The 12518-nt window shown below is 73.2% G+C and carries 11 protein-coding genes and 1 pseudogene; 3 read left to right on the top strand and 9 right to left on the bottom strand.

Features of this window, described 5'->3' with window-relative positions; translation table 11 throughout:
• Positions 1 to 93: 93 nt before the first annotated feature.
• Together AB0I73_RS21645 and AB0I73_RS21640 are read right to left on the bottom strand one after the other, a co-directional pair.
• Complete coding sequence (locus AB0I73_RS21645; protein ID WP_363039679.1) at positions 94 to 522, bottom strand: hypothetical protein; 429 nt, start codon at positions 520 to 522, stop codon at positions 94 to 96.
• Between the two features lie 74 nt (positions 523 to 596).
• On the bottom strand, positions 597 to 1040 hold the full coding sequence (locus AB0I73_RS21640; protein ID WP_363039677.1) for an SHOCT domain-containing protein: 444 nt from the start codon (positions 1038 to 1040) through the stop codon (positions 597 to 599).
• 161 nt (positions 1041 to 1201) lie between these two features.
• Between AB0I73_RS21640 and AB0I73_RS21635 the strand changes: the two genes are divergently transcribed.
• Entirely contained in the window at positions 1202 to 2611 is a 1410-nt protein-coding gene (locus tag AB0I73_RS21635) for a DUF2252 domain-containing protein (RefSeq protein WP_363039675.1), read from the top strand.
• Positions 2612 to 2621: 10 nt separating this feature from the next.
• Here the strand turns inward: AB0I73_RS21635 and AB0I73_RS21630 are convergent, their stop codons facing one another.
• The 6 genes from AB0I73_RS21630 to AB0I73_RS21605 all read right to left on the bottom strand — a co-directional run bounded on the left by AB0I73_RS21630 (position 2622) and on the right by AB0I73_RS21605 (position 10112).
• Positions 2622 to 2819: a hypothetical protein gene (locus tag AB0I73_RS21630; protein ID WP_109376853.1), complete on the bottom strand. Its 198-nt coding sequence runs from the start codon at positions 2817 to 2819 to the stop codon at positions 2622 to 2624.
• A 122-nt stretch (positions 2820 to 2941) separates the two neighbouring features.
• Positions 2942 to 5611: a LuxR C-terminal-related transcriptional regulator gene (locus AB0I73_RS21625; protein ID WP_363039673.1), complete on the bottom strand. Its 2670-nt coding sequence runs from the start codon at positions 5609 to 5611 to the stop codon at positions 2942 to 2944.
• A 186-nt stretch (positions 5612 to 5797) separates the two neighbouring features.
• Positions 5798 to 7447, bottom strand: coding sequence for an MFS transporter (locus AB0I73_RS21620; protein WP_363039671.1), 1650 nt, complete (start codon positions 7445 to 7447; stop codon positions 5798 to 5800).
• Positions 7448 to 7684: 237 nt separating this feature from the next.
• Positions 7685 to 8158 carry a MarR family transcriptional regulator gene (locus AB0I73_RS21615; protein ID WP_363039669.1) on the bottom strand — a complete coding sequence of 158 codons (474 nt, stop codon included), beginning with the start codon at positions 8156 to 8158 and terminating at the stop codon, positions 7685 to 7687.
• 65 nt (positions 8159 to 8223) lie between these two features.
• Positions 8224 to 9075 (bottom strand): transglutaminase-like domain-containing protein, encoded by an 852-nt coding sequence (locus tag AB0I73_RS21610; RefSeq protein WP_363039667.1) that lies wholly within the window; start codon positions 9073 to 9075, stop codon positions 8224 to 8226.
• Between the two features lie 17 nt (positions 9076 to 9092).
• Positions 9093 to 10112: a GNAT family N-acetyltransferase gene (locus AB0I73_RS21605; protein ID WP_363039665.1), complete on the bottom strand. Its 1020-nt coding sequence runs from the start codon at positions 10110 to 10112 to the stop codon at positions 9093 to 9095.
• A 140-nt stretch (positions 10113 to 10252) separates the two neighbouring features.
• Here AB0I73_RS21605 and fdxA point away from each other — a divergent pair, with 140 nt between their 5' ends.
• Complete coding sequence (gene fdxA / locus AB0I73_RS21600; protein ID WP_042172700.1) at positions 10253 to 10570, top strand: ferredoxin; 318 nt, start codon at positions 10253 to 10255, stop codon at positions 10568 to 10570.
• Positions 10571 to 10760: 190 nt separating this feature from the next.
• Positions 10761 to 11858, top strand: a complete 1098-nt coding sequence (locus AB0I73_RS21595; RefSeq protein WP_363039663.1) for a bifunctional succinyldiaminopimelate transaminase/glutamate-prephenate aminotransferase — start codon at positions 10761 to 10763, stop codon at positions 11856 to 11858.
• Positions 11859 to 12087: 229 nt separating this feature from the next.
• On the opposite strand, the pseudogene AB0I73_RS21590 reads toward AB0I73_RS21595, so the two are convergent.
• Positions 12088 to 12246, bottom strand: a pseudogene (locus AB0I73_RS21590) (ATP-binding protein); the annotation flags it as partial.
• Between the last annotated feature and the right edge of the window lie 272 nt (positions 12247 to 12518).

The raw sequence follows: 12518 nt of genomic DNA, 5'->3' as shown, positions 1-12518 counted from the left end.
GCCCCGGCCGCCGCACGCTGTCCGCCGCGCGGCGGCCGTCGTGCGGCGGCCGGGGCCGGGTGCCGCCCGGCACGCTCCGGGCGAGCGGCTGCCTCAGACGTCCCCGGGACGTACCAGGCACAGGGCCCAGATCATGAAGCCGGAGAGGGCGATCATCACGACCGACCAGACCGGGTAGTACGGCAGCGACATGAAGTTGGCGATCATGATGAGCCCGCCGATCGCCACACCGGCCACCCGCGCCCAGGTCCTGGCCCGGAAGAGTCCCATGCTGATGAGTACGGCGACCGCACCCAGGATCAGATGGATCCAGCCCCAGGACGTGAGATCGAACTTGAAGACGTAGTTCTGCGTGGTGACGAAGATGTCGTCCTGGGCGATCCCGGAGATTCCCCGGACGATGTCGAGGATCCCCGTGAGCAGCAGCATGACGCCGCCGAGGACGGTCAATCCGCCTGCCACCTGGTGTTTCGCGGACGGTGTGCGTGCGTGTGCGTGTGCGTGCGGGGCGTGTGCGGTCATGCCGCCACCTCATTCCGTCGTGTGCGGTCGGGGTCCGGGGCGTCGGTGCGGGTCCGGTGCGGGGCCGGTGCGGGTCAGCGGGCGTGCCCGGAGCCGTGGCCGCTCAGCACCAGTTGCTTGGCCCGGTCGAACTCCTCGTCGGTGAGGTCGCCGCGCGAGCGGATCTCGGACAGCCGGTGCAGTTCGTCGGCGGTGCCGGTCTGCGTGCCGTGGCCCGCCGCGGTCTCCCGGATGTAGCTGTCGAACGCCTCCTGCTGCGCGCGGGCCTGAGCGATCTCCCGGCGGCCCATGTTCTTGCCGCGGGCGATGACGTAGACGAACACGCCGACGAAGGGCAGCACGATGACGAAGATCATCCAGCCGGTCTTGGCCCAGCCGCTCAGCGAGTCGTCCCGGAAGACGTCGACGACGACCCGGAACAGCAGCACGAACCACATGACCCACAGGAACAGCAGCAGCATGGTCCAGAAGGCTCCGAGCAGGGGGTAGTCGTACGCGAGGTACGTCGCGGGGCTCATGGCTCTCCTCCGTCCGGCGCGGGGATGCGCGCCGGTTCCAGGCTGCCCATGACGGCGACCGTGCCGCCTCACCCCCGACGGGTGATCCCGGCCGGGTCCGGAGTGCGGTGCGCTGGAGAACGGGCGTACGCCGAAGCCAGCCGAAGCCAGGAGGCCGGACCATGACCGCACCGAGCGCCGTCGCCGCGGCCCTCTCACCGGCCGAACGGGCCGAGCGGGGCCGGACGGCCCGCAAACGCGTCCCCCGCTCGGCGCACGTCCTGTTCGCCCCCGGCCCCGACCGCTTCGACCCGGTCGACGTGCTCGCGCGCCAGTCGGCCACGCGGGTGCCCGAACTGGTCCCGATCCGGTACGGGCGCATGCTGGAGTCGCCGTTCCGCTTCTACCGGGGCGCCGCCGCGATCATGGCCGCCGACCTCGCCACGCTGCCGCACAGCGGGCTGGAGGTGCAGCTGTGCGGCGACGCGCACCTGCTGAACTTCCGGTTGCTGGCCTCGCCGGAACGGCATCTCGTCTTCGACATCAACGACTTCGACGAGACCTTCCCCGGCCCCTTCGAATGGGACGTCAAACGGCTCGCCGCCAGCCTCGTCATCGCGGGCCGCGCCAACGGCTTCTCCGAGCGGGAGCAGAACAAGGCGGTCATCGCCTGCGTGCGGGCGTACCGCGAACGGATGCGGAGCTTCGCCGGCATGCGCACCCTGGACATCTGGTACGCCCAGGACGACGTCGACCGGATGCGGGAACTCCTCGCCTCCTCCCTCGACCGGTCCGTCCGGCGCCGTACCGAACGGGCCGCCGAGCGGGCCCGCGCCCACACCTACGTCCAGGCCGTCGACCGGCTCACCCGGCTCACCCCCGAGGGCCGGCGGATCACCCCGGACCCGCCCCTGATCACCCCGCTGCGCGACCTGCTGGCCGACGTGCCCGGACGCGACGAGGAGAGCGAACTGCGCTCCGTCTTCGAGGGATACGCGGACACCCTGTCCTCCGAGCGCCGGCATCTGCTCCGCCGGTACCGGATCGTGGACACGGCCCGCAAGGTGGTCGGCGTCGGCAGCGTCGGCACCCGCTGCTGGATCCTGCTCCTGCTCGGCCGGGACGACGACGATCCACTGCTGCTCCAGGCCAAGGAGGCGCAGGAGTCGGTGCTCGCGCCGTACACGGACGGCGAACGCTTCGACAACCAGGGCCGCCGCGTGGTGACCGGGCAGCGCCTGATCCAGACGACCAGTGACATCTTCCTGGGCTGGGCCCGCGTACGGGGCCTGGACGACAGGGAACGGGACTTCTACGTGCGCCAGCTGCGGGACTGGAAGGGCATCGCGCGTCCGGAGACCATGGACGCCGGGACGCTCGCCCTCTTCGGGGGCTGGTGCGGAGGCAGTCTGGCCCGCGCCCACGCCCGCTCCGGCGACCCCCTCGCGATCGCCGCCTACCTGGGCACGAGCGACCGTTTCGACCGGGCCCTCCCCGACTTCGGCCAGGCCTACGCCGACCGCAACGAGCGGGACTTCGAGCAGCTCGCGACCGCCGTACGCTCCGGCCGCCTCTCCGCCGAGAGCCTCTGACGCGCGGGCGTCAGCGGGGGGTCGGGCGCATCTCGACCACGCGGAGGCCCAGGGAGCGCAGGCGCGCCAGGAGCCCGTACAGGTGTGCTTCGTCGACGACCTGGCCGAACAGCACGGTCTGGCCCCGCATCACGACGTGGTCCAGCTCGGGGAAGGTCTCGGTCAGCGTGTCCGACATGTGTCCGTCGACGCGGATCTCGTACTGCATGCGCCCCTCCTCCCACGGCTCGGGAGCGGCGGCAGAGGTGCTGCCACCCTGCGATCGTCACCCCGCCCCGCCGCCCCGCCCTCACCCGTGGCAGGTGAGCGGCGCGCGCGGGGCGGCCGTGCTCACAGCAGCCGCAGGTCGCGGGCCCGGCGTACGGCGTCGGCGCGGCGGTTGACGTCGAGCTTCCGGTAGACGCTCTTGAGGTGGGTCTTCACCGTGTTGACCGACACGTACAGGTCGGCGGCGATCTCCTCGGTCGTCATCATCCGCGCCAGCCGCCGCAGCACGTCCCGCTCCCGGCCGCTCAGCTCCTCCACCACGGGCGGCACGGCGGGCGGCGGCACGTCGGTGGAGCCGGTGACGAGCCAGCCCGCGGCCAGCCCCCGCAGCGGGTCCGTGTCCAGCAGCGGTGCGATCCACGGCCCGGCGTCCACGAAGGGGCGGCGCAGATGCCCGTGCCGGGCGCCGCGCAGCGCCACGGCGAGCCACCGGCGGGTGGTGGCCGGGTCCTCCGCCAGGTGCCCGTTCCAGGCACGCACCAGTGCGGCCCGCACGGACACGCCGGGGCCGGTGCGGCCCGCGTCGCGCAGCGCGTGGAGGAGTTCGGCCGCCTCACCGGGACGGCCCGCGGCGAGCTGCATCCTGGCGGCCTCCACGACACAGGCAGGCTGGTCGAGAGGCACCTCGTGGAGCGCCTCGGCGACCGCCTCGGGCCGTCCCTCGGCCAGGTGCGCGGCGGCCTCCACCAGCGCCGCGTGGCCCCGCAACCAGGGGGAGGGCACCTCGGCGGTGACGTCCGGCCGGGCCGCCCGGACGGCGGCACGCGCATCACCGCGGGCCAGCAGCAGCCGGGCCGTGGCGACGGCCCGCCCCGCCAGCGCCACCGGGTCGTGCGAGACATCCCCCTCCGCGGGGGCGACCGCCTTGTCGAGCAGTTCCTGTGCCCGGTCCAGCTCGTCGCGGTCCACCGCCACCGCCGCCAGCACCAGCCGCTCCATGCCGGTGCCGGGAGGGCCGGGAAGGCTGTACCGCGCGGTCTCGGCCAGGGCCTGGGACGCCTTGTGCTCCGCCCGGCCGGGCCAGCCGTTGAGCTGGTCGATCAGTGCGAGCTGGGCCAGGGCGTCCTCCCTGGGCAGCGCGGTCGACGCCCCCTCGGGCCCGGTGGCGGCCGCGGTCAGGGCCGTCCGGGCGTCCTCGAAACGGCCCGCCCACAGCCGAGCCGAGCCCAGATGGGTCAGCAGCAGCGCGGTGAGCTCGGGATGCCGGTCCAGCAGGTCGGCGGGTACGGCACCGCGCAGTTCCCCGGCCAGCCGGGCGGCCCGCTCCGCACGTGCCGAGGACCCCGTCAGCCGGGCCGTCAGCACCTCCAGCAGCGCCCAGCACAGCTGCGCCGCCGCCGGGTCCGCGGCCCCCTCGGCCAGTTGCCTCCCGGCGCGCTCCAGATGGGCCGGCCCCCGGTCCAGATCGCCGCGGGCGAGGTCGCGGGCCGCTCGTACGAGTTCCGGCGCGGGGCCCGTCGCGTCGGGCGCCATACGGGAGAACAGGTCGTCCAGACCGGCCGAGCGCAGCCCGGTGAACAGCTGGCCGATGGCCAGATCGGAGACCAGGGTGCCGGCGGCGAAGTCCCAGTCGCCGGCGGCGGCGCCGTGGACGAGCGTCTCCGGCAGGAATCCCGCGTCCTTCAGCCAGCGCGCGGCCCGCCGGTGCAGTTCTGGTGCCAGACCGGGGCACCGCACCGCCAGATGGGCCCGCAGGATCTCCGCGAACAACGGGTGCAGGCCGTACCAGGAGTGCCCGAGGTGCTGCACGAAGGCGTTGCGGTGGTGCAGCCAGTGCAGTACGGGCCCGGCGTCGGAGCGCCCCGTCAGCGCGTTCGCGAGGTCGGGGCAGAACCGCTCCAGGACACTGACCCGCAGCAGCAGGTCCTGCGTGTCGGGCGGCTGGATGTTCAGCACCTCGGCCAGCAGGAAGTCGGCCACCGTGCTCTGCCCGGCCTCGAACTCCTTCAGGTACGTCTCCGGGTCGGGGCTCTCCCGCGCGGCCAGCGCGCACAGCCGCAGCCCGGCGGCCCACCCCCGGGTACGGTCCACGAGGGCGTTCGCGACGGGCGCGGGCAGGGACAGTCCGTGCCGGTCGAGGAGTTCGCCCGCCTCCCGCGCGGTGAACGCCAGTTCCGCGTCCCGGATCTCCGTCAGCTCCCCGGCGGCCCGGTAGCGGTGCAGCGGCAGCAGCGGTTCCGTACGGGACACCACGACCAGACGCAGGCCCCCTCCCGCGTGCCGCAGGACGAAGTCCAACTGGGCGGCCGTCTCCGGCGCGGCGACCCGGTCGAACTCGTCGAGCACGAGGACCGCCGGCCGCCGCGCCGCCGTCGGGCCGCTCAGTTCGGCGGCCAGCCGGTTCAGCAGCACCTCGTCCACCCGGCTCGGGTCGGCGGGACAGCCCACCGCCACGGGGACCGGCGCCCCGGCGGTGTGCAGGGCCCGCAGGACGTACGCCCAGAACACGCCGGGACGCAGATCCGGCGCGTCGGTGGTGAACCAGGCCACGGGCCGGCCGAGGCCGACCGCCCAGTCCGCGACGAGCAGGGTCTTGCCGGCTCCCGCCGCCCCGTTGACGATCGTCAGAGGTGTGGCGAGGGCACCGTCGAGGTGCCGGATCAGGCGCTCCCGGCGCAGGAACGTGACCGGTCTCGGGGGGACGGCGTACCGGGTCCGCAGGAACGGGTCCCCCCGGGGATCGACCCCGGGGAGTCCGGGGGTGTCCCGCTCCGGGACGTCGTCGATGGCCATGGCGCTCACCACCCGTCGTCGGCCGCGTCACGCACGGCGCCTCACCTCCCAGAATCCCAGCGTCCGCCCCGGCCCGCGCGCCGCGGGGCGGTCCGCGAAGACACGGAAGCGGTGCTGCCGGGCCGAGTCCGACCGGCAGCACCGCTTCTCGAGGACCGCACGCACGCGCGCGTCGTGCGTGCGGCATCAGTGAGCGGCGACGGCCGCCGCGGGCTCCTCGGCGTCCGCCGACTGGGCACGCATGTTCCTCGCCTCCTCGGAGCGGCTCTTGATGCCGAGGACGGCGGCCACGGCACCGAGGACGCACAGGACGCCGGTGACGGTGACGGCGGCGTGCAGACCGTTGACGAACGCCTGGCCGCTGCCCTCGACAACGGCGGCCCTGAGCTGTGCCGACATGTCCCCGGTGACCGGGGCGATGCCCATCGTGACGGCGTCCTGGGCCTGCTCCAGGCCGTGCGCCGTGTCCGTCGGGACCCCCGCGGCGGTCAGCTCACCGAACAGCGAGGAGCCGACCCGGCCGGCGATCACGGTGACCAGCACCGAGGTACCGAGCGCGCCACCGATCTGCAGCATCGTGGACTGCAGGCCGGACGCCACACCGCCGTCCTCGACCGGCGCGTTGCCGATGATCGCGGCGGCGGTGGCGGGCAGCACGATGCCGACGCCGAGACCCATCGCGACGAACGGCGGCCACATCGTCGCGTAGGACGAGTCGACGGTCCAGGTGAGCATGGAGAACATGGCGGCGGCCGAGAGGGCCAGACCCAGCGGAATCGTGACGCGTGCGCCGAAGCGGGCGGTCAGCTGGGAGCCGATCGGAGAGGCGAACAGCGACGCGATGGACATCGGCAGCGTGCTGATACCGGCCTCGACCGGCGTGTAGCCCCGCACGTTCTGCAGGTACAGCATGAGGAAGAAGATGCCGCCGAGCATCACGAAGAAGTTCAGCAGGGTCATGACCGCGCCGGTGGTCAGCGACCGGTTGCGGAACAGGCGCATCGGCAGCAGCGGGTGCTCCTGCCGGGTCTCGTACCAGCCGAAGACGACCAGGAGCGCCAGGCCGAGGGCGATGGCGCCGAGGGTTCCGGCGGAGGACCAGCCCCAGGTCTCGCCCTTGACGATGCCGAAGACCAGGGCGACCATGCCCGCGGCGAGCAGGACGACGCCGGGGATGTCGAAGCGGTGCCGGCCGGCGGGGTTCTTGGACTCGGCGAGGACCGCCATGCTGAACAGCAGCGCGACGACGCCGATCGGCGCGTTCAGGAAGAAGACCGACTCCCAGTCGACGTGCTCGACGAGCAGACCGCCGACGATCGGGCCCAGCGAGGTCGACACGGCCGAGACCATGCCCCAGATGCCCACCGCGAGCGCGAACCGCTTCGGCGGGAAGACGGCGCGCAGGATGCCCAGGGTGTTGGGCATCAGGATGCCGCCCGCCACACCCTGCAGGGCACGGAAGACGATGACGCCCTCGATGCTGCCGACCAGGCCGATCGCGACCGAGGTGACGACGAACCCGCCGACGCCGACGAGGTAGTGGAAGCGCCGGCCGAAGCGGTCGCCGAGCTTGCCGCCGAGGATCATCGAGGCGGCGAGCGCGATCAGGTAGGAGTTGGTGACCCACTGCAGTTCCGCGGTGCTGGCCCCGAGGTCCTTGCCGATCGCCGGGTTGGCGATGGCGACGACGGAACCGTCGAGCTGCACCATGAGCAGGCCGAACGACACCGCGATCAGCGCGAGCCAGGGGTTGGCCCGGAGGCGCTCGATCGTCGACTGCGGGGAAGCAGCCGTGTCGGGGGCGGGGGCGGAGTGATCCACGGGTGTGGACGCCATGAAGAGAGCCGTTTCTTTCTCAAAGGGGGACGAACGAACCGCACGGCGCATGGCCGCGGTCGGGCAGCCGGGTGCGCGGGGCGGTGCCGCCTCGGGGCGGCCCACGGGAACCGCCCCGAGGCGGCACCGCCTCGGGGATGGACTGCCTTGGGGAAGGGGGAAGGAGGGCGGCGGGAAGCCGGACGCCTCACCGCGGGCGCACGTTCGACGCGCGTGCCCGTGCCGCTGACGCCCTCGTCAGCGGGCCGCTGAGTGAAGGTGCCGGGTCAGTGCCTTCAGCGCGCCGACGGCGGAACCGAGCGCGTCCAGCTCACCGTCGGTGAGGGACTGCAGCGCCCGGCCGAGATGGCTCTGTTCGAGAGCGCCCACCTCGGCGATGCGCTGCCGCGAGGACTCCGTGAGGTGGAGGCGGGCGACGCGCTTGTCGGCGCCGTCCTGCCGGCGCTCCAGTTCTCCCCGCTCCGTGAGCTGGGAGACCAGCGCGCTGACGTTGTTGGGCTTCATCAGCAGTGCCTCGGCCGCCTCGCGCACCGTGGCGCCCTCACGCCGGGCGACGAACCTCAGCAGCGCGAGCTGTCCCTCGGGCGGCTTCGGGTGCGGATACTCGCTCGCCACCCGCCGGTCCAGGGCCCGGTGCAGCGCGGGCAGGCACGCCGCGAGCTCGGAGCTCACGTGCGCGACGCGCTGTTCGGGGGCACTGCTTCTGGACACCGGAAGATAATAGGTACCCAGTCATACCTATGTCAAGAGAGGTGTGTGATCGGTGCTCCAGGCCCTCAGTTGAGCAGGGCCCGTGCCGCTCGGGCCTGGCCTCGGATCCGCTCCGCGGCCGGCTCGTCCACCGCGGCCACCACCTCGGCGTACGCCTCCAGCTCGTCCGCGCCGGCGGCGAAGTCACCGCGCTGCACCAGCAGCTGGGCCCGTTCGTACCGCAGCCGGGCCGGCCGGGAGGGGAGCAGCAGGGACAGTTCCACCGCCCACAGCGCCACGTCCGACCGCTCCGGGCGGGCGGACGCCCACGCCCGGATGTTGTTCAGGACGCGCAGGACGAGGTCCAGCGGATCGGCCGGCGTCAGCATCGACGCGTCCAGCGGTGCCCCCGTGGCCCCGACGACCAGCAGATCCGCATCGGCCCCGGTCAGCACCCGGCCCCCGTCGAAGGGGTCGACGAGCACCTGCTGCTCCGCCTTTCCGAGGCCCACCACGAAATGTCCGGGGAGCGCGACCCCGTACACCGGGGCGCCCGCTCGCCGGGCCACCTCCAGCCACACCACCGACAGCAGGATCGGCAGCCCGCGCCGGCGGCGCAGTACCTCGTGCAGCAGCGACGACTCCAGGCGCCGGTAGTCGTCCGGGGTGCCGTGGAATCCGCACCGCTCGCCCAGCAGCTCCCGCAGCGCCGTCGCCCAGGCGTGCGGGGAGCCGGGCCGGTAGGGGAGCCGGCCGGCCAGCGCGTCCAGCTCGATCTGCGCGGCGTCCATGCCCGCCTCGTCCAGCGCGCCGTCCGCCTCCGCGCCGACCAGCAGGCAGAGCGTGGTCAGATCCGGCTGCTCGGAGCGGGCCTCCTCGCTGAACCGCCGTCGCAGCTCGGCGGACCGTTCCGGGGACGGGGGGCAGGGGGAGCGCATAACCGGTCAGTGCCCTCTCACGGCGATCCGTCACCTGCCGGAGCCGGTGAACCGGGCGCGCGGTAGTGGTGGTACGTGTGGTGTGTGGCGAAGCCCATTCTGTCGTACAGGGCGCGGGCTTCCGCGTTGTCCTCCTCGACCTGGAGCCACGCGGCCGACGCGCCCTCGGCGAGCGCCCGCCGGGCCAGCGCCGCCATCACGGCCGTCGCGAGCCCGCGCCGCCGCTGTGCCGGGTCCACCTCGACCGCCGCGAAGCCCGCCCACCGCCCGTCGACGACGCACCGCCCGATCGCGGCGGGCGCGGGGTCGCCCGGCACGGTCGCGAACCACACGGAGGGCCCACTGCCCAGGACCTTCAGGGCCACCTCGCTCACCCCCCTGCGCCGGTAGCGCCCGAGCCACGCCTCGTCGGCCTCCCGGGACAGCGCGACCCCGGATCCCTCGGCCAGGTCGGCGATCGGGGCGAGGCCGCCGATCCACAGTTCGGCGGTCACCTCGCGCGTCCAGCCCCGCTGTTCCAGCTCCGCGCACAGCTGCTCCTGCGTGCCCGCGGCGCCGGTCGCCGTCTGGAGGTAGGCGGGCAGTCCCCGGTCGGCGTACCAGCGGCGTACGGCCGCCAGCGCCTCGTCCAGGGGCATGCCCGGGTCGCCGAGCGGCAGCACGGAGTTGGCCCGGCGCGTGTAGCCGGCCGCCGCCCTCAGCTCCCAGTCGCCCAGCCGCTCGCTCTCCACCGGCCGCCACGCCCGCGCGGCGACCCGGGCCAGTTCCTCGTACGAGGCGGCCGGACCGCGCCTGCGGGCCGGTGCGGGCGGTATCACCTTGCCCGCGACCAGCGCGGATTCCGTGATGCGGACACTTTCTCCGTTCTTCCGTGTGATTCGCAGCACACCGTTGTCCCATGATGTGAGAACTCCGACCGTGTCGGTGAACCTCTCACCCGGCGAGCCGTGTTCGATCAAGCTCCGTACGGAGACTCGTTTGCCCACGTCAGCAGCGGTGACGCGGACCTCGAGACGTCCGGCTGCAGAGATTTCCACAGGTCAGTTCACCCCTCCTGTTCGGATCATGCCCGGGAACGGAGATACTAGGGGCGGGCATCGACGACGCCGCGCTCCCGCGCGCCAGGCGGCGGAGCCTGAGGAGGCCCGCCGGCGCCCAATCGAGGAGGAACGACAGCGTGACCTACGTCATCGCGCAGCCTTGTGTCGACGTGAAGGACAAGGCGTGCATCGAGGAGTGCCCGGTCGACTGCATCTACGAGGGCCGACGGTCCTTGTACATCCACCCGGACGAATGCGTCGACTGCGGCGCCTGTGAACCGGTCTGCCCGGTCGAGGCCATCTTCTACGAGGACGACACTCCCGAGGAGTGGAAGGACTACTACAAGGCGAACGTCGAGTTCTTCGACGACCTCGGCTCGCCCGGCGGCGCCAGCAAGCTGGGGCTGATCGAGCGGGACCACCCGTTCATCGCCGCGCTGCCGCCGCAGGCCTAGAACGCGCTGCTCGCGCATCGGTGGCACGCCCCGGAGCCGGGGCCTGCCGGTGCGCGCGGCCCGCACGTCTGTGCCGCCTCGGTTCCGTACGGTCCGATCGACCCGATCGCCGTGCGGGGCCGGGGCGTTTGCCGTACCGGTTCAGCAGCAGCGCAGCAGCAGTGCCGCACCAGAAAGTGAGTCAGAACCCGTGTCCGCAGTCTCCGACCGGCTGCCCACCTTCCCCTGGGACAAGCTGGAGCCCTACAAGAAGACGGCCGCCGGGCACCCCGACGGCATCGTCGACCTCTCGGTCGGCACCCCCGTCGACCCGGTCCCCGAACGGATCCAGAAGGCCCTGATCGCCGCGGCGGACTCCCCGGGCTATCCCACGGTCTGGGGCACCCCGGAACTGCGCGACGCGCTCACCCGCTGGGTGGAGCGTCGCCTGGGGGCCCGCGAGGTCACCCACCGCCATGTGCTGCCGGTCGTCGGCTCCAAGGAACTGGTCGCCTGGCTCCCCACCCAGCTGGGCCTCGGCCCCGGGGACCGGGTGGCGTACCCGCGGCTGGCCTATCCGACGTACGAGGTCGGCGCCCGCCTGGCCCGCGCGGAGCACGAGGCGTACGACGACCCGACCGAACTGGACCCGACGGGCCTGAAGCTCCTCTGGCTGAACTCCCCGTCCAACCCGACGGGCAAGGTGCTCTCCAAGGCGGAGCTGACCCGGATCGTCGCCTGGGCCCGTGAGCACGGCGTCCTCGTCCTCTCCGACGAGTGCTACCTCGAACTGGGCTGGGACGCCGAACCGGTCTCGGTGCTGCACCCCGACGTCAACGGCGGCTCGTACGAGGGCGTCGTCTCCGTGCACTCGCTGTCCAAGCGGTCCAACCTCGCGGGCTACCGCGCCGCCTTCCTGGCCGGTGACCCCGAGGTCCTCGGACCGCTGCTGGAGATCCGCAAGCACGGCGGCATGATGACCTCGGCGCCCACCCAGGCGGCCATGGTGGCGGCGCTGGGCGACGACGAGCACGTGCGCGTCCAGCGCGAGCGGTACGCGGCCCGCCGCGCCGCCCTGCGGATGGCCCTCCTGGGGCACGGCTTCCGGATCGAGCACAGCGAGGCCGGGCTCTACCTGTGGGCCACCCGCGACGAGTCCTGCTGGGACACCGTCGGCCGCCTCGCCGAGCGCGGCGTCCTGGTCGCGCCGGGCGACTTCTACGGCCCGGCGGGCGAGAAGTTCGTACGCGTCGCCGTGACCGCCACGGACGAGCGCGTACGCGCGGCGGTGGAGCGCCTGAAGGCGTGACGCGGAGAGTGTGACGCCGCGGAGTGCACGACATGCGCGGACGGGGCCCGGGAGAACCCGGGCCCCGTCCGCGTGGGGGCGTGCGTACCGGCGCCCGCGCCGGAACGGCTCAGCCGATCGGCAGCGACGCGGCCGGCAGGGTCTGGGCCGTCGGCACGCCGTCCAGGGGGAGGGAGCCGGTACCCGCGGCCTCGTTGACGACCTGCGTCGTGTCGTTCACGGGACCGGCCAGGTTCGACCCGTCCAGGGCGGTCAGCCCGCCGACGTTCGGGGTGGCCGGCAGCGCGGGGGCCGCGACGGCGGAACCGGCCGCACCGACCCCGGCGGCCGCTCCGGCGGCGACGAGCAGCGCGGCACGGGCGATCCGGCGGGTCAGGGGGAGGGACATGGTGCTCCTTGAGCGGGAGGGAACGATGGCGTGTCCATCCGGGCCCGGTGTCGACCTCCGGGCTCGGACGCAGTGACTACCGCTCGAAGGCCGGGAAGGTTGCGGCAGGGGGACGTAAAGAGTTGGTAATGCGTCGCATGATCGGCTGTGTATAAAAACGGACGAACGGTGCGCGGTTCGACGGGCTGCCGAACGGTTACGGCGGTGCAACCCCAAGGGATACCGCCGTACCAGGGCTGACGGCGCGACGCCCGCGCACGCCGTCAGCGGCC

Source organism: Streptomyces sp. NPDC050388 (genome assembly GCF_040655635.1).
In the GTDB taxonomy this organism is placed as follows: Bacteria; Actinomycetota; Actinomycetes; order Streptomycetales; family Streptomycetaceae; genus Streptomyces.
This window is presented reverse-complemented; position numbering and strand designations above follow the sequence as displayed.